Source organism: Brevundimonas sp. Br13 (assembly GCF_055391505.1).
The window spans coordinates 1-19,237 of record NZ_AP044008.1 but is presented as its reverse complement, the minus strand read 5'-3'; the positions used below and the strand labels follow the sequence as shown (position 1 = coordinate 19,237).

Sequence of the window (19,237 nt, the reverse complement as noted above, 5' to 3'; positions counted from 1 at the left end):
CGTTTTTCTTTCCAGACCCTCTCCCGCAGGCGGGGGGAAGGCGGTGAGGATCACCCCTTGGCGGCGTAGCCCTTGCCGCCGTTCGAGGGACGGCGACGGGGGCGGCGCTTCATTTCGCCGACCGGACGGGGCTCGTGCTGGCGCGCATCGGACGGGCGCGGTTCGCGCGGGGTCGTCTTTTCGCCGGCCAGGGGGTTGTAGGTCTTCTCCGGACGGGGAGCCGCCGCCTCGCCGCCGGGGCGGTTGCGGCGCTGGCGGTGGGGCTGGCCGCCGCCTTCCGGACGGACGCCGTCGCGGTGCGGAACCCGACGTCCCCGCCCGCCGCGACCGCCTTCGTTGCGCTCGCCGCCTTCACGTTCCGGCAGGGTCGCCTTCTTGGCCACGCCGGCGGCCATGATGGAGGCGTCCAGCGCCGCCAGTTGCTTGTCGTTGCGGCGGTCCGCGACCGGGATCTTCTGGCGCGTGACCTTTTCGATGTCGCGCAGCAGCTTCATCTCGTCGCCGGCGACGAAGCTGACGGCCGTGCCGTCCTTGCCCGCCCGCGCGGTGCGGCCGATGCGGTGGACATAGGATTCCGGCACGTGCGGCAGTTCGAAGTTCACCACGTGGGAGACGCCGTCCACGTCGATGCCGCGCGCGGCGATGTCGGTGGCGACCAGCACCCGCAGCTTGCCCTTCTTGAAGGCTTCCAGGGTGCGTTCACGCTGGGGCTGGGACTTGTTGCCGTGGATGGCGCCGGCCTCGACCCCGCCGGCTTCCAGATAGGCCGCGACCTTGTCGGCGCCGTGCTTGGTCTTGGTGAAGACCAGGCAGCGCTTGTACTCGGGATCGCTGAACATCTCGGTCAGCAGGGCGCGCTTCTTGCCCTGTTCGATATAGACGACCGACTGGGCGATGCGCTGGACGGTGGTCGATTGGGGCGTGACCTGGACCTTGACCGGATCCTTCAGCAGTTCGCCCGCCAGCTTGCCGATCTCGTTCGGCATGGTGGCCGAGAAGAACAGGTTCTGACGGCGCGCCGGCATACGGCTGACGATCTGGCGGATCGGCTTGATGAAGCCCAGGTCCAGCATCTGGTCGGCCTCGTCCAGAACGAAGATCTCGGTCGAGGACAGGTCCAGGGTCTTTTGCTGGATATGGTCCAGCAGACGACCCGGTGCGGCGACCAGAATGTCCAGCCCCTGTTGCAGGGCGCGTTCCTGGGCGCCGTATTTCACGCCGCCGAAGATGACCGCGACCCGGAAGCCCAGATGGGCGCCGTAGGCCTTGAAGCTGTCGCCGATCTGGGTCGCCAGTTCGCGCGTGGGGCTCAGGATCAGGGCGCGCGTGGTACGCGGCACGGGCGGGGTGCGGTTCTCGGCCAGGCGATGCAGGATCGGCAGGGCGAAGGCCGCCGTCTTGCCGGTGCCCGTCTGGGCGATGCCCAGCAAGTCCTTGCCCAGCATGACGTCGGGGATGGCCTTTTCCTGGATCGGCGTCGGCTTGACGTAGCCGGTCGAGGCCAGGGCTTGGAGGAGGGCCTTGTTGAGGCCCATGGATTCGAAGGTGGTGCTCACGGCAGTTTCTTTCGCGTGCGGCGACGCGCATCGGCCATGGCATGACGCCGTCGGGCCGCGCACCGCCAGTCCCGACGGAGCCTCAAAGACGAGGCTTGCGGGGTGGATCGGGCGCCGCCCCGCGTGTCCGGGCAGCGAATGAATATGAGGAGCCGGCGGCTGCTACAGTCAGGTCCGAAAGCGGACCCACACGCGCTGGAGACGCCGGAGATCGCGATTGTGCGATGCAGCGCAAATGGGCGCTTCGGCCGCGAAAGTCAAGTTGAAGCGGCGCCGTCCCGCCGTCCGCGCAGAAACAGCAGGGCCGAGCCCCCCACCAGCACCAGGCCCGCAAGGCTGGTCGCATAGGCGGCGCCGGTGAAGAAGGGCAGCCAGGGCAGGTCCACGACGGCGAAGTTCTTGAACAGCAGCAGGGCGACGCTGCCCAGATAGCCGGTGGCGTCGGCCAGGTAGATCAGAAAGCCGGCGGTGGCGACCGTGCCCGAATAGGCGACCATCCGGTCGAACAGCATGGCGTTGAAGGGGGTGTAGGCCAGATAGAGCCCCGCGCCGCCCGCGATCATCCAGGCGATCGGCGACATCAGCCCCTGTTGAAAGGCCAAGGTGGAAAGGCCCAGCAGGGCGAAACCGGCCAGTATGACCCCGTGCATGAGCAGCAGGGCCCGGCCGTTGTTCTTGACCGCGATCATGACGCCCATGGCGACCAGGGACAGGGCCGCCACCGGTCCTTCGCTGGCGGTGAAGACCGAGGCCGCGTCGCCATAGCCCAGGGCCCGCCAGATCTCGGCGGCGAAGTTGTCGCGCAGGTCGCGGAAGGCCGTCAGCAGCACATAGGCGGCGATCAGCAGGACCAGCACCGGCCAGTGGCGCGCCAGAAAGGCGGCCCGCTCCCGCGCCATCATCGGACGGCGCGCCCCCCGATCGGTCTCGTCGGCGGGGCTGGGCGGGGGCAGGGCGGCCAGGGCCAAAACCGAGACGGCAAGCAGCGGCATGAAGACCACCCCGACGGTCGCCGGCATCCAGAAGGGGCTGACGTGCTGATGCTCCATCAGGGCCTTGCCGACCGATTTCACCACGCCGGAAGACAGGATGAAGCTGGCGCACAATATGGCGCCCAGCACCTCGCTGGTGCGCCGCCCCTCCATGAAGCCGAACACCAGACCCCAGATCAGGCCCAAGGGCAGGCCGTTCAGGAACAGGGCGGCGACGTTCCACGGCGCCGGCGTCACCGCGAACAGGACCAGGGCGAGCCAGGACGCCCCGATCAGAAGCACGATGGCCAGGGCGCGGCGTTCGGCCCGCATTTCGGCGATCACCTTGACGCCGATCAGCTTGGACAGGGCGTAGCCGGCGACCTGGGCGATCACCAGGGCGATCTTATAGTCCAGGGCGAAGTCCCATCCGGGCACGACGTCGAAGGTCGCCGCCGTAAAGGGTTTGCGGAAGGCGTACATGGAAAAATAGGCGCAGAAACCCGCCAGACCCGCGAACAGGACGAAGACGACAGGATTCGCCTGGGCCAGCCACGACCGCATCCGTTTCATCATTTGACATCATCCCGTTGCACTCGCGTGGTCTAGACCACTGCTGCGACGCTTGGATGACGAGGACGAGGATGACGGAGAGACGCTACGACGTCGCTGTGGTGGGCGCGGGGATCGTCGGCCTGGCCTGCGCCCTGGCGGCCGCGCGGCGGGGTCTGTCGGTCGTGGTGATCGACCGCGACGCCCAGGCCAACGGCGCCTCGATCCGCAATTTCGGCTTCGTCACCGTCACGGGCCAGCCGCGGGGGAAGGTCTGGAGCCGCGCCCACCGCAGCCGCGCCATCTGGGATGAGGCGGCGCGCGAGGCGGACGTGCCGGTCCTGCAACGCGGGCTGTGGCTGCCCGTGCGCCGGCCCGAGGCTGCGGCCGTGCTGGAGGCCTTCACGGCCACCGAAATGGGCGAAGGGTGTCGATTGATGACGGGGGAGGAGGCGCGGGCGCGCGCGCCGCAGATCATCGGCCCCCAGACTGTCGCCGCCCTGTGGAGCCCCCACGAGCTGCGCGTGGATTCCCGCATCGCCATCCCGGGTCTGGCCGCCTGGCTGGCGGATCGCTTCGGCGTCGCGTTTCGGCGACAGACCGCCGTCCAGACCGTCGAGCCGCCGCGCCTCGTCACCAGTCGGGGCGTGGTGGAGGCCGAGCGGATCGTTGTCTGTCCCGGCGACGACCTGGTCAGCCTGTTCCCCGATCAAATGGCCCAGGCGGGGGTCACCCGGTGCAAGCTTCAGATGATGCGGCTGGCCTCGCCCGGCTTCAATCTGCCCGCTCCGGTCATGTCGGACCTGGGCCTGGTGCGCTACGGCGGCTACGCCGCCCTGCCGGAGGCGGCCGCCCTGCGCGCGCGGTTGGAGGCGGAGCAGGGCCAGGCCCTGACGAACGGGGTCCATCTGATCGCGGTCCAGGACGCCGACGGCGCCCTGGTCATGGGCGACAGCCACCACGACGCGGCCACGCCGGACCCCTTCGCCAGCGAGGCGGTCGATCAGCTGATCCTGGACGAATGGCGCGCCGCCACCGGCCAGCCCGCCCCGCCGGTGCTCCAGCGCTGGACCGGAACCTATGCCCGAGGCCCCCAGGCCGATCTGATCGCGGCGCCGCACCCGGCCGTGCGCCTGGCCCTCATCACCGCCGGCAACGGCGCCTCCACCGGCTTCGCCTTCGGCGAAGAGGTGATCGCAGACCTGTTTCAGGAGACGTGACCATGACCCCCATCCGCGACAGTTTCGACATGGTCGTTTTCGACTGGGCCGGCACTATGGTCGATTTCGGCAGCCGGGCCCCTGTTCTGGCCCTGATGGAGGCCTTCGCCGCCTTGGACACGCCCGTGACGGAGGACGAGGCGCGCCGGGACATGGGCCGGGCCAAGGCCGATCACGTGCGGGCCCTGTTCGAACAGCCCCGCGTCAATGGGGCCTGGCGGGCGGCGCACGGCGCGGCGCCCGATACGGCGGCGATCGAACGGGTCATGGGCGAACTCCAGCAGCCGATGATCCGCCTGGCCCAGGAAACGGCGGACCTGATCCCCGGCGCCGCCGAGGTCGTGGCCCGGCTGCGGGGCGAGGGCCTGAAGATCGCCTCCTGCACCGGCTATACGCGCGAGATGATGCAGGCGGTCCTACCCCGCGCGGCCGACCAGGGTTACGCCCCCGATCTGGTGGTCTGCGCCCATGAGACGCCTCAGGGACGCCCGTCGCCCCTGATGATCTATAAGGCCTGCGCCGATCTGGGCGTCTGGCCCCTGTCGCGCGTGGTCAAGGTGGACGACGCCGAGGTGGGGATCGCCGAGGGGCGCAACGCCGGCTGCTTCACCATCGGGGTCGCCGCGTCCGGCAATCTGACGGGGCTGACGGCCCAGGCCCTGGCCGAGCTGGATGCGGACGAACGGTCGGCCCGGCTGGCCGCAGCCGCCGATCGTCTGCTGAAGGCGGGCGCCGACCGGGTCATCGACACGGTGGCGGATCTGATCCCGGCCCTGGAGGCCGAGGCGGCGCGCCGGGCCTGATCGCCCGAGGGCTTAACGCACCCGGATGTCGACGCTGATCTTCAGGGCGTCGTGGCGCCAGTATTCGCGGTCGAATTCGACCACCCGGCCCTGGGCGTCATAACTGGTTCGGACCACGTTCAGGCCGGGCAGGCCCGACTTGACCTGAAGGGCCTCGGCCTCGCCGCGCGTCAGGGCGCAGGGCTGCATGTCCACCCGGTTGCGGGCCACGGCGATGTTGTAGGCGGACTTCAGCACGCTGGTCAGAGAGCCGTCCAGCGGATGGCTGAGCAGGTCCGGGGCCATGGCGGCGTCCACGACGATGGTCTCCACCAGAACCGCGCGGCCGTCGACCGAACGCCGGCGGCGGATGCGGTACATGGGGGCCCCCACCGGTCGGCCGAAGATCGGCGCCAGAACCGGGGTGCAGGCGATCTCGGTCTTGCTCAGGGTTTCGGTGGTCGGCCGGCGTCCCTGGGCCTCCACATAGGACATGAAACCCTCCCAGCGCGTCGGATCATAGACGACGGGCGGGGGCGAGACGTACCAGCCGCTGCGGTCCTTTCGATAGATGACCCCCTCGGCCTCGAGCTGGAACAGGGCTTCGCGGATCGTGCCGCGCGCCACGCCGCCGCCGACCTGCAACTGACGTTCGGAGGGCAGGCGTTCGCCGGGCTTCAACTCTCCGCCCGCGATCCGCGCGGCGATGGCGTCGCGCACCCCGAGGTAATGGAGACTGTCCGGCTGCGTCATGGAATCGCTCAAACGACGGTCGATTCCCGCCCGGTCGGAAGATGCGAATTCAAGCATTGCGGGTCAAGCGAGCCGGGTCCCTCTACGGAAGGTTCAGACATCCGCCGCGCAAGCTTCACGAAAATTTCGCCGAAGACGACACCCCTTCTGGTCTATACCAAAAGTGAAGAGGGGGATTTGATCCATGTCAAATGATCGTCGGTCTTTCCTGCGGGGCGCTCTGGGCGGCGTGGCCGCAGGCGCGGCCCTGAACCTGCTGCCCGCCGCGGTGCGCAAGGCGATGGCCATTCCCGCCAACAACGCCACCGGCACCATCATGGACGTCGAACACGTGGTCATCTTCATGCAGGAGAACCGCGCCTTTGATCACTATTTCGGCGCGCTGAACGGGGTGCGCGGCTTCGGCGATCCGCGCCCCCAACGCCTGCCGGGCGGGGCCAGCGTCTGGCGTCAGCCCAGCGACCAGCATCCCGACGGCTTCGTCATTCCCTTCCATGGGGATTCCCGCACCACCAACGCCTATACGGTCGACGGGTCGGACCAGGGGCACAAGGCCGCCGTCACCATCGTCAACGGCGGCCGTTATGACCAGTGGGGCCATTCCGGCGAGCTTCACAAGCGGATGGCCTATTACAAGGCCTCGGACCTGCCCTTCTACTACGCCCTGGCCAGCGCCTTCACCGTCTGCGACGCCTATCACTGCTCGACCCTGACCCAGACCTATCCGAACCGGCTGCACCTCTGGACCGGCTGCAACGGCGGCGGAAAGGTCGGCGGCGACCCGGAGATGAGCAACTACGGCGAGGACGAGACGCCCAGCGCCGACATGGCCGAAGACATGGAGATGGCGCGCGGTCCGCATGACTGGACCACCTACGCCGAACGGCTCCAGGCGGCGGGCGTCAGCTGGAAGGTCTATCAGGAGTACGACAATTTCGGCGACAACATCCTGTCGGTCTTCAAGCCGTTCCGGCCCTGCCCCAAGGAGTCGCCCCTGTATCAGCGCGGTCGGTCCTGGGTGTCGGAGCATAAGACCGGCGCAGACCGCACCCGTTCGGACGGCGAGCAGCTGGTGGAGGCCTTCCGCGCTGACATCGCCGGCGGGCGCCTGCCCCAGGTGTCCTGGATCGTGACGGCGCGGGATCTGTCGGAACATCCCGACGCCGAGCCGTCCAAGGGCGAGCACGTCTGCGCCCAGCTGATCGAGGCCCTGGTCGATCACCCGGAGGTCTTCTCCAAGACCGTCTTCATCGTCAACTATGACGAGGCCGGCGGCTTCTACGATCATGTCCAGCCGCCGATGCCGCCCCTGACGCCGGACCAGGGCCACAGCACCGTCTCGGTCGCCGGCGAGGCCAAGGTCTATGGGCCTGACGCCGATCCGGCCCATCGCGGCGCCCATCCGCTGGGCCTGGGCATTCGGGTGCCCGCAATCGTGGTCTCGCCCTGGAGCCGCGGCGGCTTCGTCTGTTCGGAGGTGTTCGACCACACCTCGACGCTGCAGTTCCTGGAAAAGCGTTTCGGCGTTCGGGAGGAGAACATCAGCGACTGGCGTCGGACCGTCTGCGGCGACCTGACGTCGGCCTTCGACTTCGCGCGTCCGAACCAGGACTGGGCCGCCCTGTCTCTGCCCGCCACGGCCGACTACATGCAGCGCGTGGCCCGCTCCAAGGCCGCGCCGACCCTGCGGATTCCCGAGCGCCAGGTTCCGGCCGTTCAGGACGGGCCGCAGCGGGGCGCCCGCCCTCTGCCCTATGATTTGGCCGCCCAGGCCCGCGTCGCCGACGGGGCCGTCTGGATCGACCTGGTCAACCGCGGCCGCACCGGCGCGGTCTTCCAGGTGTTCGACGCCACTGATCGCGCGGGCCCCTGGCGCTTCACCCTCGCCGCCGGAGAGACCTACGCGGCCGGACACTGGAACACCGGCCGGCCGGGCCCTTATGATCTGATGGTTCACGGCCCCAACGGCTTCTACCGCCGCTTCGCCGGCGACGCCGCCCAGCCCCAGCCGCAGGTGATGATCGCCACAGACGCCAGGGGCGTGCTGACCGTGGGCGTGACGGGCGTGGGCGAGGAGGCCGCCCTGGCGGTGCTGGACATGGACCCCGCCTATCCCCTGTCCGAAGGCGAGGCGCGGCGTCGGCTGACCGTCCGGCCCGGCGCAGCGTCGCAATCGACCTGGGACCTGCGCGGCAGCGACCACTGGTACGACCTGACGGTGAGCCTGGAGAATGATCCGACCTTCATCCAGAGGCTGGCCGGTCATGTGGAGACCGGCCGCCCCAGCCGCACCGATCCGGCCATCGGGCGGATGCGCCTGTGACCCCCGCTCTTTCGACCGCTGCTTACGACGGAAATTTGATGACCTCTCCCGTGGACGCCGACGCCTTCGTCTCTGAACTTTCGGACCTGTTCGCCCGGCTGGGCGGGCTGCATTACGGGGAGGACGTCACCCAGCTGGAGCATGCGGTGCAGACGGCGCACCATGCCCAGGCGGACGGCGCTCCGCCCGCCCTGGTGGCGGCGGCCTTGCTGCACGACGTCGGCCACATGATGCAGAAGGCCGGCGAGGACGCCGCCGACCGGGGCATCGACACCCGTCACGAACACATCAGCGCCGGCTATCTGGCCCGCGCCTTTGGACCTGAAGTGACCGAGCCGGTCCGACTGCATGTGGCGGCCAAACGGTGTCTGGCCGCCACGGCGCCGGGCTATGTCGATCGGCTGAGCGCCGCCTCGCTTCAGAGCCTGGCCTTGCAGGGCGGACCGATGAGCCCGGCCGAGGTGGAGGAATTCATGGCCTTGCCGGCGGCCGAGGCCGCCCTTCGGCTGCGCCGCTACGACGAACTGGGCAAGGCCCAGGGCGTCGAGGTCGCCGGTTTCGAGGCCTATCGCCAGCTTCTCTGCGACCTGATCAACCGCAGGGCGGAAGCCTAGTTTTCATTTCAACGAATGGGGGTTGTTGAATGAGTGAAGGTTCCAGTCGTCATCGCTCCGGATAGCCGGAGCACAAGACATCGGCCCGCCGGTCCCGGCGGCGCCGTCGCAATCCAATAGTTTTCGGCCCGGGTCTGGGTCGAGCGGTTGATGCAGTCAGGGCGCGCCCGCGCGTCGCTGATCGCTGACGCCTGCCTTGAGCGGACCTCGACGGCCGATCTGACCACACATCAGGATCAATGGAGACAGTCATGTCGCGTCATCTCATGGCCCAGGAACGGGCCGTTCATCGTCACACCACCGCCGGGACCGGCCTGCGCGCCGTCCTCCTGGCGGGTTCCGCCGCCCTGGTCGCGGGCGTCGCCCACGCCCAGACCGCCGCGCCGCAATCCACGCCCGCCGAGGTGGAGGAGGTCGTCGTGACCGGCCAGCGCCTCAGCACCGCCAACGCCATCGAGGCCCAGCGCCGCTCGGGCGTGGTGTCCAGCGTGATTTCGTCCGACGACCTGGGCAAGCTGCCCGACGCCAACGTCGCCGACGCCCTGGCCCGCGCGCCGGGCATCAACGTCGTCGTCAACCAGGAGACGGGCGAAGGCGAATATGTCTCGGTGCGCGGCCTGGCCGGCACCTTCAACGCCTATTCGATCAACGGCGTCCGGGTCGCCCTGACCGATCCCGACAGCCGCAAGATGTCGATGACGGTCCTGCCGCCCAACGGCCTGAAGAGCATCACCGTCTCCAAGACCCTGACGCCGGACATGGACGGCGACGCCATCGGCGGCTCCGTCAACTTCCAGACCCCCACGGCCTTCGATTTCGCCCGCCCGGTGGCGCGCGCCTTCCTCAGCTATGGGATCAACGACCGCGCCCGCGAGCAGGATGAAAAGGACGGCGCCGGTCAGGTCCAGCTGGACTTCGCCAGCCGCCTGCCGTCCGACAGCCGTTTCGGCGCCTTCGTCTCTTTCAACTACGGCAAGAGCAACGGCCTGAACGAAGAGACCGAAAACGACGGCGAGTGGGAGCCCTATCGCTGGCGTCGGAACAGCACCGAAGAGATCGACGAGCGTTCGATGTACCTGCCGGGCATCGACCTGGACTACCGTCGCATCGAGCAAGAGCGGTTCGGCGGGAACTTCTCGATCGACTATCGCGGGGACACGAACGACTTCTATCTGCGCGGTCAGTACAGCCGTCTGGAACGGACCGGCACCAATGACTACACCGACTTCCGCAGCCGCAAGACCAAACGCCTGCAACAGGTCGATCTGGAAGACACCAGCCTGATCCAGCCGGACAATGCGGTCATCGGTTATGACAGTCAGAAGGGCCGCATCTACAGCTACACCACCGCGCAGATCAAAGACTTCGACGCCGACGGCGTGATCACCGATGCCGACCGCAAGAGCAGCTCGTCCTACTGGTCCCTGTTCGGCCGGTCGGGCGTGTGGAAGCCCGAGACCTTCCAGTTCGCCCGCACCTTCCAGACCCTGGACCAGACCTCGACCCTGGGCACCATCAACCTCGGCGGCCAGAGCCGTCTGAACCGCCTGACCCTGGACTATGATCTGAGCTACAGCGCCGGCGAAAAGGGCGGACCCGACAGCTTCTCCATCGGGTACAACTGCGACGCCTGCTCGGCGCCGTTCAACCAGACGGGCCTCTTGTGGTCGTCCTATGATCCGCGCTTCCCCATGCCGCAACTGCCGGCCTTCGCCCAGAACGCGCAGAACGATCCCAATCTGTTGCCCTATGACGGCGGCGGCCGCAGCCGCGACAAACAGACCGACGCGCGCACGGCGTTCAAGTTCGACGCCGTCTATGAGATGGAAGGCCTCGTCCGTCATCTGAAGGCGGGCGTGAAGATCCTGCGGTCCGAACGCGAATACGACGCCACGCCGATCTGGGGCGGTTCGTTCGACAACACGCCGCTGGCGGGCAAGAGCCTGGGTCAGTCGGGCCTGATCGACCGCGAAGTCCGCAACGTTCTGAACGGCCGCTACTACTACGGCGCCATCCTGAACCGCGACCGGGTGACCGCCGCCATCGAGGCCGCCCAGAAGGCCAATCCGGTCAACTATTCCTACGCCGATCTGAACTCGAGCGATAAGAGCGGCGAAGAGACCATCTACGCCGGTTACGGCCTGGCCAGCTTCCAGCTCAACGATCTGGACGTAGTCGCCGGGGTGCGGGTCGAACACACGGAAGTCACCAACACCAACTGGATCGATGACGGCGACCGGAGCGGTTTCGGCGACACCGACAGCCACTACACCAACGTCCTGCCCAGTGTGACGGCGGTCTATCGCCCGTCGGAAAACTTCGTCTATCGCGGCGCGATCTGGACCAGCTTCTCCCGGCCCGAGTTCAGCAACATCTCGCGTGGCGTCAGCGTCGGCCGGGCAAAGCCGAGGCCGGGCGAGACCCTGGGCGAGATCGTCTCCATCAGCCAGGGCAATCCCGACCTGAAACCGGCCGAGGCCCTGAACCTGGACCTCTCGGCGGAATACTATCCCGACCGTTCCAGCCTGGTGTCGATCGGCGTCTTCCACAAGAAGATCGACCACTTCATCTTCACCAACGGCAGCGCGGTCGATGCTCCCACCCAGGAAGGCGTGATCACTATCACTCAGCCCAAGAACGGTGAGACGGCCCGGATCACGGGCGTCGAGCTGAACCTGATCAAGTCGTTCGAGGGCATGGCCGCGCCCTTCGACGGCTTCGGGGTCGAGGCCAATCTGACCCGCCAGGTCAGCGAGGCCGAGACGGGTCTGGACTACCGCAGGGGGCGTAAGATCTCCTTCATCCAGGCGCCGGATTTGATCTACAACGCCTCTCTGACCTATCAGAAGTACGGCCTCGAAGCCCGGCTGTCCTATCAGTATCAGGGCGCCTATATCGAAGACCTGCGCGATAACGCCGTGGACAAATGGGTCCAGCCCAACAAGAGCCTGGACTTCCACTCGCGCTACACCTTCCGTCCCGGCCTGACGATGGACTTCGACGTCCAGAACATCCTGGACGGCCACCGCTACTATACGACCAAGGGCGAGAGCCCCTCCTATCAGAAGGACTATATGGAACCCGGCCGGAACTTCCTGGTCCGCCTGGCCTATTCCTACTGATCCAGAACCTGGGCGAAACCGGCTGGGGGACGTTCCCTCCAGCCGGACTTCGCTCAGCCCGTCAAACCCTGACGCCAAACTGAACCGCCCCCGATCGCAGGATCGGGGGCGGCTTTTTTCGATGAGGAGGTAGGGGACCGAGGGTCAGACGTCGACGGCGGCGTCCAGGGCGTTTTCCTGGATGAAGTCGCGGCGGGGTTCGACCACGTCGCCCATCAGCTTGGCGAACAGGTCGTTGGCGTCTTCCTCGTGCTCGACCGAGACCTGCAGCAGGGTGCGGGCGTTGGCGTCCAGAGTGGTTTCCCACAGCTGTTCCGGGTTCATCTCGCCCAGACCCTTGTAGCGCTGGATGGCCAGGCCCTTCTTGCCGGCGTCCAGCACTGCGTTCAGCAGGTCCAGCGGCCCGCGGATGGTCGTGGACTTGTCCTTGCGGCGATAGGTGGCGGGGGCGGCGAAGACGCCGTCAAAGGCGGCGGCGCGTTCGGCCAGACGACGGGCGTCCAGCGACCGGATCAGGGTCTCTTCCAGGACGATGGTCTCCTGAACGGCCCGGCGGGTGCGGGTGAAGATGACCGCGCCCTGTTCGCCCGGCGCGCCGGTCCAGTCGCCGTCGCCTTCTTCGGCATAGAGGTTCAGGCGAACGGCGGCGGCTGACGCCGCCTCGGCGGTGTCGGCGTTCTCGGTGAACAGACCGGCCAGGGCCGCCTGTTCGATGGCGAAGGCGGGGGCGCGCTGGCTGAGGCGGTCGACCCCGGCCTTGAAGGCCTTGGCCTCGCGCACCAGGGCCTGCAGGTCCAGACCCAGGCGACGTTCGCCGGTGGACAGGTCCAGCTCGGCCTCGGACGAGCCTTCCTCGATCAGATAGGCGTCCATCTCGGCCTGGTCTTTCAGGTAGCGCGACTGCTTGCCCTTGGAGACCTTATAGAGGGGCGGCTGGGCGATGTAGACGTGGCCGCGCGTGATCAGCTCGGGCATCTGCCGATAGAAGAAGGTCAGCAGCAGGGTGCGGATGTGGGCGCCGTCGACGTCGGCGTCCGCCATCAGGATGATCTTGTGATAGCGCAGTTTGTCGGCGTTGAAGTCGTCGCGGCCGATGCCGGTGCCCAGCGCCAGGATCAGGGTGCCGATCAGGTCCGACGACAGCATCCGGTCGAACCGGGCGCGCTCGACGTTCAGGATCTTGCCGCGCAGGGGCAGGACGGCCTGGTTCTCGCGGTTGCGCGCCTGTTTGGCCGAGCCGCCGGCGCTGTCGCCCTCGACGATGAACAGTTCGGACTTGGCCGGGTCGCGTTCTTGGCAGTCGGCCAGCTTGCCGGGCAGGGAGCTGATTTCCAGCGCCGACTTGCGGCGGGTCAGGTCGCGGGCCTTGCGGGCGGCTTCGCGGGCGGAGGCGGCCTCGATGATCTTGGCGACGATCATCTTGGCCTCGACCGGATGTTCCTCGAACCAGGTGGACAGGCCTTCCGAGCACAGGGCCTCAACGGCCGGCCGCACCTCGGAGGAGACCAGCTTGTCCTTGGTCTGGCTGGAGAATTTGGGGTCCGGCACCTTGACCGACAGGACGCAGGTCAGGCCCTCGCGGGCGTCCTCGCCGGTCGGGGCGACCTTTTCCTTCTTCGCCAGGCCCGAGCTTTCGATATAGCCGCCCATGACGCGGGTCAGGCTGGCGCGGAAGGCCGACAGGTGGGTGCCCCCATCCCGCTGGGGGATGTTGTTGGTGAAGCACAGCATGGTCTCGTGGTAGCTGTCGTTCCACCACAGGGCGAGATCGAGCTCGATCCCCTCCTTCTTGCCGCGAATGACGATGACGTCCTTCAGCAGGGGCTGTTTCGACTTGTCCAGGTGGCGCACGAAGGCCTCGACCCCGCCCTCATAGTGCAGGGTGACGTCGATCGGCTCGGCGTGGCGCATGTCGGCCAGGCGAATGACCACGCCCGAGTTCAGGAAGGCCAGTTCCCTCAGGCGGTGCTCCAGCGTCTTGAAGTCGAAGTCGATGTGGCTGAAGGTCGTGATCGAGGGGAAGAAGGTCACCTCGGTGCCGCTCAGGGGCTGACCGGCCTTGTCGCCCGTGGTGCGGATCGGCGCCGTGCCGGTGACTTCCAGCGACTTGACCGTGTCGCCGCGCTCGAACCGCATCTGGTGCTGTTTGCCGTCGCGATAGATCTTCAGTTCCAGCCAGTCGGACAGGGCGTTGACCACCGACACGCCCACGCCGTGCAGGCCGCCGGAGACCTTGTAGGAGTTCTGGTCGAACTTACCCCCGGCGTGCAGCTGGGTCATGATGACCTCGGCCGCCGACACGCCTTCCTCGGCGTGGATGTCGGTCGGGATGCCCCGGCCGTTGTCGGTCACCGTCACCGAACCGTCGGCGTTCAGAATGACCTGGACCAGGTCGGCGTGGCCGGCCAGGGCCTCGTCGATGGCGTTGTCCACCACCTCATAGACCATGTGATGCAGGCCCGAGCCGTCGTCCGTATCGCCGATATACATGCCGGGACGCTTGCGCACCGCGTCCAGGCCTTTGAGAACCTTGATGGAATCGGCGCCGTATTCGGGCTGTTCGGCAATCGGATCGGTCATGAAATCGGTCGTTGAGACGCCCGGACGGCGGGCTTCGAAGCAAGGTACGAACGACGCGAATCCCAGCGCCGTCCGAAGCTGGTAAGATATAGGAAATTCGGCAGGAATTGCGAGCGAAACGGACGGTTGGCGCAGGGTTTGTGCGTCGGTCCGCCGGCGATCGTAAAAGGGCTTGGCCCGCCGACTTCAACTAATTCGGAAACGCCGTCTCAGCCAAGGCCGCCGCGAGGTCGCGCTGCGCGTGAAGGATGCGCCAGACCAAGACCTGCTCAGCGTGCGTATAGCAGATCAGATGGGGAAAGCTCCTCAGCTTCCAGGTCCTTAGACCGGGAAGCCCGATTGCGGCGCCGAGAATCGGAGCGCCAGCCTCCGGCGCCTGGGCAAGCACCGCATAGGCGGCGTCCAAGGCTTGAACGAAACGGACGGCGACGTCGAAGTTCGCCGTATGAATATAGTGATCGACAATGGCGTCGAAATCACGATCCGCGCTGCTGAGCGACCGGACCGCGACCGCCGTCACCCTTCGCCCCGGCGCGCGGCCTCGATACGGTCGATGCGTTTGCGGAAGTAGTCGGCGTCCACGATCTCTCCAGGACCGGAGTCCCGGCCTTCGATCAGCATGTCGCGGACACGCTGCTTCTCCTGCTCCAGCTTCAACAGAGCCAGGACGTAGTCGCTGTCTGCGTCCAGACCCTGGTCTGCGACCTGGGCGTCGATGAAGGCCTTCAGCGAGTCCGGCAGGGAGAGGGTCAGGGTGGCCATGGGCTTCAGAATAACCGAACCCCAGGGCTTAAACTAGTCGCGCTCCAGCGCCCCGCCGGCGACGCGGACGAACTGGGCGCGGCCCTCCAAACCGGCGAACAGGCTGCGTTCGGTGCCGGTCATGAAGGCCTGCAGATCCAGGGCTGTGATCTCGTCGAACAGGGCCGCGCGGCGGGCCTCGTCCAGGTGGGCGGGGGCCTCGTCCAGCAGCAGGACGGGGCGGGCCGACTGGTGTGACAGGCGGCTGATCTGGGCCAGGATCAGGTTCAGGACCAGGGCCTTCTGCTCGCCGGACGACCCTTCGGCGGCGGGGCGGTTCTTCTCGCGGTGAAGGGCGGTCAGGTCGGTACGGTGCGGGCCGAACAGGGAGCGGCCGGCAGCGGCGTCGCGGGCGCGCGCCTTGGCCAGGCCCTCGCGGATCGCGGCGGCGATCTCGTCTTCTTCGGCGCCGGCCTCGGCCATCTGTTCGGCGGGGCCGTCCAGGCCCAGGTCGGCCTGGGGGAAGGGTCGGTCGCGGCGGACGTCGATGGCGGCCTGGAGGGCGTGCAGGGCGGCGACGCGGGCCAGGGCCGCGCGGGCGCCGGCTTCCCCCAGCCGGGCCTCCAGGGCGTCCAGCCAGACGGGGTCGGCCTCGCGTCCGTTCTGAGCGTCGGTTAGAAGTCGCAGCCGCTCGCGCAGGGCCTTTTCATAGGCGGAAACGCTGGCGGCGTGATCGGGATCGGCGGCGAAGACCAGACGGTCGAAGAATTTCAGCCGCTCGGCCCGGGCGTCGGAGAACAGCCGGTCCTGCTCGGGCGTGGCCCAGACCGGGCGCAGATAGTCGAGCAACCGCCCCGGCTGCGCCGTCTCGCCGTCGATGCGGACGATGCGCCGCGCCGCGCCGGCCGTCTGAACGCCGGTGCCCAGACGGGTCTCGTCGTCCAGCTCCACCATGACGGCCCAGGGGCGGCCCACCGCCTCGCCGGGCTCACGCCGCCCCATCTCGGCGGCGGTCGCGCCCCGCAACCCCTTGCCGGGGGTCAGAAGGCTTATCGCCTCCAGCAGATTGGTCTTGCCCGCCCCGTTCGGGCCGTGAAGCACCACCGGGCCGGAGGCGAGCTCCAGCCGTGCGCTCGAATAGGAGCGGAAATCGGTGAGGGTGAGGGAGGAGATCAAGGAGGTGACGAGTGGCGCGTGGCGAGTGGTGAGAAAAGCAGGACGAGTCGTGCTCGCCACTCATCACTCACCACTCGCCACTCGATCACACCCGCAACGGCATCAGCACATACTGCACGCCCGGATCGCCCGGATCGAGCACCAGGGTCGGCGAGGCCGGGTCGGCGAAGCGGAAGGCGGCGTTTTCGCCGGTGATCTGGCCGGCGACGTCCAGCAGATAGCGGGCGTTGAAGCCGATCTCGAACGGTTCGTCGGAATAGCCGATCTCGACCTCTTCCTCGGCCTGGCCGGCCTCCATGTTGCGCACGGTCAGCTTCACCCGGTCGTTGTCGAAGGCCAGTTTCACCGAACGGCTCTTCTCGGCCGAGATGGTGGCCACGCGGTCGACGGCCTTGGCGAACAGGGCGTTGTCGATGTCGGCCTGTTTGTCGTTGCCGCGCGGAATGACGCGCAGATAGTCCGGGAAGGCGCCGTCGATGACCTTGGAGGTCAGGCTGGCCTCGCCCAGCTGGAAGCGGATCTTCTGGGCCGAGACGGTGATCTCGACCGGGCCGCCGGCGTCGTCCAGCAGGCGACGGACCTGATCCACCGTCTTGCGCGGCACGATGACGCCGGGGCCGCCGGCCGCGCCGTCGGGCGCCGGGGTCTCGGCCAGGGCCAGGCGGTGGCCGTCGGTCGCCACGGCGCGCAGCAGAGGCACGCCGGCCTCGGCCACCGTATGCAGGTACAGGCCGTTCAGATAATAGCGGGTTTCCTCGGTCGAGACGGCGAACCGGGTCTTGTCGATCAGGCGGGCCAGGTCTTCCTTGGGCATGACGTAAGAGGCGCCGGCGCTGTCGGTCGACATGACCGGGAAATCGCCCGCCGGCAGGACCGGCAGGTTGAAGCGCGACCGACCGGCCGAGACCACCAGACGGGGATCGTCGCCCGAATAGGTCAGGGAGACCTCGGCGCCTTCCGGCAGCTTGCGCACGATCTCGTACAGGGTGTGGGCGGGGGCGGTGATCTGGCCCTCGACGTTCACCGTCGCCTCGGCCTCGTCCACCATCTCCATGTCCAGATCGGTGGCGGCGAAGGCCAGACGGTCACGGCCCGCGCTGAGCAGGACGTTGGACAGGATCGGAATGGTGTTTCGACGTTCGACCACGCTCTGCACATGGCCCAGGGCCCTAAGGAGCGCGGATCGTTCGATGGTCAGTTGCATATCGTCTCGCCCGGATGCGGCGACTCAGGCTGGAGCGCCACGATAAAGGGCCTTGGACACTAGCGGATTGGGCGCAAGGAGCAAGGAAGTGGCGAGCGGTTAGTTGGCGAGTGACGAGGGATATTGGGGGCAAATCGGCGGGACGAGTTGTTTTTCTATTCGCTCGCCCTTCGCCGCCGACCACTCGTCAATCGAAATCAGCCCCGCAGCTTGCGGGTCAGGGCCTCGACGTCCCGGGCGATCTGGTCGTCCTGGGCCATCAGCTCCTCGATCTTGCGCACGCCGTGCAGGACGGTGGTGTGGTCGCGCCCGCCGAAGCGACGGCCGATGTCGGGGTAGGAGCGGGTGGTGTGCTGTTTGCACAGATACATGGCCATCTGGCGCGGGCGGGCCACCGAACGGGTGCGGCGCTCGCTGAGCAGGTCGGCCTGTTTCAGGTTGAAATGGTCGGCGACCGTCTTCTGGATCTCGTCGACGGTGATGCGACGTTCCGGTCCGCCGCGCAGGGCGGCGCCCAGCAGGGTCGAGGCCTCGTCCACAGAGACGGACGAAAGACGTGATCCGGCGGCGGCGGCCAGGGTGTTCACGGCGCCTTCCAGTTCGCGCATCGAACCGGGGGTGCGGTCGACCAGCTGGGCCAGCACCTCGGGCGCGGCCTCGCCCTGAACCACGCCCAGGGCCGACAGGGCCTTCAGACGGTTCTGGGCCACGGCGATCTTCAGCGCCCGGTCGCCCGCCTCGACCGGGCAGGTCAGGCCGGCGGACAGATGGCTGCGCAGGCGCGGTTCGACCTCGGTCAGGGCCATGGGCGCGCGGTCGGCCGAGAAGACGATCCGTTTCCCGTCCTCGATCAGGGCGGTCAGGGTGGACAGCAGTTCTTCCTGGGTGCTCGCCTTGCCGCCCACGAACTGGACGTCGTCCAGCAGCAGCATGTCGGCCGACCGCAGGCTTTCCTTGAAGGCGGCGGTCGAACGGTCCTGCATCGCCTTAACGAAGGTCGACAGGAAGCGTTCTGCGGTCAGATAGACCACCTTGGCCTCGGGCCGCAGGCGTTGGGCCTCCCAGGCGATGGCGTTCAGCAGGTGGGTCTTGCCGTAGCCGTAGGGGCCGCAGAAGAAGACCGGGTTGAAATGGCCGTCGGCCCAGCTGGCCACCTGTTTGGCGATGGCCAGGGCGAAGGCGTTGCCCTGACCCTCCACGAAGCTGTCGAAGGTCAGACGCTCCTGCAGGCCTGCGGCGCGCACGGCCCGGGCGCCGTCGGCGACGGGAGCGACGGTGGGAAGGGCCAGGGCCGCCAGACGGGGAGTGGCGTCCACCACATTGCCGCCGATCACCGCCGAGGCCGGGGGCGCCGAGCTCACCTCGGCGCGGCAGCGGACGTCCAGCCGGCGGTTCAGCCGGTCCAGGCCCAGCCACAGCTCGTTCATACGGCGCAGGGCGTTCTTGCGAACCCAGTCGCGGGCGTAGGCGGTGGGGGTGACCAGGATCAGTTGACCGGCGGAATCCATCCGCACGGCCGAGGGGGCGATATAGGACGAGAAGGGGCCGTCGCCGATTTCCGCCCTCAGGCGCACCGAGGCCTCGTTCCAGATGCGGTTCGGATCCGTCATGTTCGATCCGTCCACGCCGTTCGCCGCCGCCAT

14 protein-coding genes are annotated in these 19,237 nt (G+C 67.8%); 5 read left to right on the top strand and 9 right to left on the bottom strand.

The features are described 5' to 3' along the window. Positions 1-50: 50 nt before the first annotated feature. Together ACZ5M6_RS00070 and ACZ5M6_RS00065 are read right to left on the bottom strand one after the other, a co-directional pair. Positions 51-1,535 carry a DEAD/DEAH box helicase gene (locus ACZ5M6_RS00070; RefSeq protein WP_464160134.1) on the bottom strand — a complete coding sequence of 495 codons (1,485 nt, stop codon included), beginning with the start codon at positions 1,533-1,535 and terminating at the stop codon, positions 51-53. Positions 1,536-1,813: 278 nt separating this feature from the next. After that, a complete protein-coding gene (locus tag ACZ5M6_RS00065) occupies positions 1,814-3,100 on the bottom strand; it encodes a DUF5690 family protein (RefSeq protein WP_464160133.1) in 1,287 nt (428 codons plus the stop codon). 71 nt (positions 3,101-3,171) lie between these two features. Between ACZ5M6_RS00065 and ACZ5M6_RS00060 the strand changes: the two genes are divergently transcribed. Together ACZ5M6_RS00060 and phnX are read left to right on the top strand one after the other, a co-directional pair. Then, a complete protein-coding gene (locus ACZ5M6_RS00060) occupies positions 3,172-4,299 on the top strand; it encodes a TIGR03364 family FAD-dependent oxidoreductase (RefSeq protein WP_464159151.1) in 1,128 nt (375 codons plus the stop codon). A 2-nt stretch (positions 4,300-4,301) separates the two neighbouring features. Continuing rightward, positions 4,302-5,102, top strand: a complete 801-nt coding sequence (gene phnX / locus ACZ5M6_RS00055) for a phosphonoacetaldehyde hydrolase (protein WP_464159150.1) — start codon at positions 4,302-4,304, stop codon at positions 5,100-5,102. A 12-nt stretch (positions 5,103-5,114) separates the two neighbouring features. On the opposite strand, the gene ACZ5M6_RS00050 is transcribed toward phnX, so the two are convergent. Further along, positions 5,115-5,834: a UTRA domain-containing protein gene (locus tag ACZ5M6_RS00050; RefSeq protein WP_054766720.1), complete on the bottom strand. Its 720-nt coding sequence runs from the start codon at positions 5,832-5,834 to the stop codon at positions 5,115-5,117. A gap of 184 nt (positions 5,835-6,018) precedes the next feature. Between ACZ5M6_RS00050 and ACZ5M6_RS00045 the strand changes: the two genes are divergently transcribed. The 3 genes from ACZ5M6_RS00045 (at position 6,019) to ACZ5M6_RS00035 (ending at position 11,893) form a co-directional block, all read left to right on the top strand. Further along, the gene (locus ACZ5M6_RS00045) at positions 6,019-8,157 is read left to right on the top strand and encodes a phosphocholine-specific phospholipase C (protein WP_464159149.1); all 2,139 of its coding nucleotides are present in this window, start codon (positions 6,019-6,021) and stop codon (positions 8,155-8,157) included. A gap of 38 nt (positions 8,158-8,195) precedes the next feature. Next, complete coding sequence (locus tag ACZ5M6_RS00040; RefSeq protein ID WP_182714194.1) at positions 8,196-8,771, top strand: HD domain-containing protein; 576 nt, start codon at positions 8,196-8,198, stop codon at positions 8,769-8,771. 251 nt (positions 8,772-9,022) lie between these two features. Then, complete coding sequence (locus ACZ5M6_RS00035; protein WP_464159148.1) at positions 9,023-11,893, top strand: TonB-dependent receptor; 2,871 nt, start codon at positions 9,023-9,025, stop codon at positions 11,891-11,893. 144 nt (positions 11,894-12,037) lie between these two features. On the opposite strand, the gene gyrB is transcribed toward ACZ5M6_RS00035, so the two are convergent. The 6 genes from gyrB to dnaA form a co-directional block, all read right to left on the bottom strand. After that, positions 12,038-14,473 (bottom strand): DNA topoisomerase (ATP-hydrolyzing) subunit B, encoded by a 2,436-nt coding sequence (gene gyrB / locus ACZ5M6_RS00030; RefSeq protein ID WP_152948855.1) that lies wholly within the window; start codon positions 14,471-14,473, stop codon positions 12,038-12,040. Between the two features lie 190 nt (positions 14,474-14,663). Then, the gene (locus tag ACZ5M6_RS00025; protein ID WP_464159147.1) at positions 14,664-14,993 is read right to left on the bottom strand and encodes a type II toxin-antitoxin system RelE/ParE family toxin; all 330 of its coding nucleotides are present in this window, start codon (positions 14,991-14,993) and stop codon (positions 14,664-14,666) included. Beyond that, positions 14,990-15,235 (bottom strand): ribbon-helix-helix domain-containing protein, encoded by a 246-nt coding sequence (locus ACZ5M6_RS00020; RefSeq protein WP_464159146.1) that lies wholly within the window; start codon positions 15,233-15,235, stop codon positions 14,990-14,992. Before ACZ5M6_RS00020 ends, ACZ5M6_RS00025 begins: the two co-directional genes overlap by 4 nt. Positions 15,236-15,268: 33 nt before the next feature. After that, positions 15,269-16,390: a DNA replication/repair protein RecF gene (gene recF, locus ACZ5M6_RS00015; RefSeq protein WP_464159145.1), complete on the bottom strand. Its 1,122-nt coding sequence runs from the start codon at positions 16,388-16,390 to the stop codon at positions 15,269-15,271. An 85-nt stretch (positions 16,391-16,475) separates the two neighbouring features. Continuing rightward, positions 16,476-17,594 (bottom strand): DNA polymerase III subunit beta, encoded by a 1,119-nt coding sequence (gene dnaN, locus ACZ5M6_RS00010; protein WP_054763870.1) that lies wholly within the window; start codon positions 17,592-17,594, stop codon positions 16,476-16,478. Between the two features lie 197 nt (positions 17,595-17,791). Then, positions 17,792-19,204 (bottom strand): chromosomal replication initiator protein DnaA, encoded by a 1,413-nt coding sequence (dnaA, locus tag ACZ5M6_RS00005; RefSeq protein WP_464159144.1) that lies wholly within the window; start codon positions 19,202-19,204, stop codon positions 17,792-17,794. Between the last annotated feature and the right edge of the window lie 33 nt (positions 19,205-19,237).

Excerpts from the sequence above, each read along its gene's own strand:
- ACZ5M6_RS00070 (WP_464160134.1), bottom strand. The coding sequence starts at position 1,535 with ATGGGCCTCAACAAGGCCCTCCTCCAAGCCCTGGCCTCGACCGGCTAC.
- ACZ5M6_RS00065 (WP_464160133.1), bottom strand. The coding sequence starts at position 3,100 with ATGAAACGGATGCGGTCGTGGCTGGCCCAGGCGAATCCTGTCGTCTTC.
- ACZ5M6_RS00060 (WP_464159151.1), top strand. The coding sequence starts at position 3,172 with ATGACGGAGAGACGCTACGACGTCGCTGTGGTGGGCGCGGGGATCGTC.
- phnX (WP_464159150.1), top strand. The coding sequence starts at position 4,302 with ATGACCCCCATCCGCGACAGTTTCGACATGGTCGTTTTCGACTGGGCC.
- ACZ5M6_RS00050 (WP_054766720.1), bottom strand. The coding sequence starts at position 5,834 with ATGACGCAGCCGGACAGTCTCCATTACCTCGGGGTGCGCGACGCCATC.
- ACZ5M6_RS00045 (WP_464159149.1), top strand. The coding sequence starts at position 6,019 with ATGTCAAATGATCGTCGGTCTTTCCTGCGGGGCGCTCTGGGCGGCGTG.
- ACZ5M6_RS00040 (WP_182714194.1), top strand. The coding sequence starts at position 8,196 with ATGACCTCTCCCGTGGACGCCGACGCCTTCGTCTCTGAACTTTCGGAC.
- ACZ5M6_RS00035 (WP_464159148.1), top strand. The coding sequence starts at position 9,023 with ATGTCGCGTCATCTCATGGCCCAGGAACGGGCCGTTCATCGTCACACC.
- gyrB (WP_152948855.1), bottom strand. The coding sequence starts at position 14,473 with ATGACCGATCCGATTGCCGAACAGCCCGAATACGGCGCCGATTCCATC.
- ACZ5M6_RS00020 (WP_464159146.1), bottom strand. The coding sequence starts at position 15,235 with ATGGCCACCCTGACCCTCTCCCTGCCGGACTCGCTGAAGGCCTTCATC.
- dnaN (WP_054763870.1), bottom strand. The coding sequence starts at position 17,594 with ATGCAACTGACCATCGAACGATCCGCGCTCCTTAGGGCCCTGGGCCAT.
- dnaA (WP_464159144.1), bottom strand. The coding sequence starts at position 19,204 with ATGACGGATCCGAACCGCATCTGGAACGAGGCCTCGGTGCGCCTGAGG.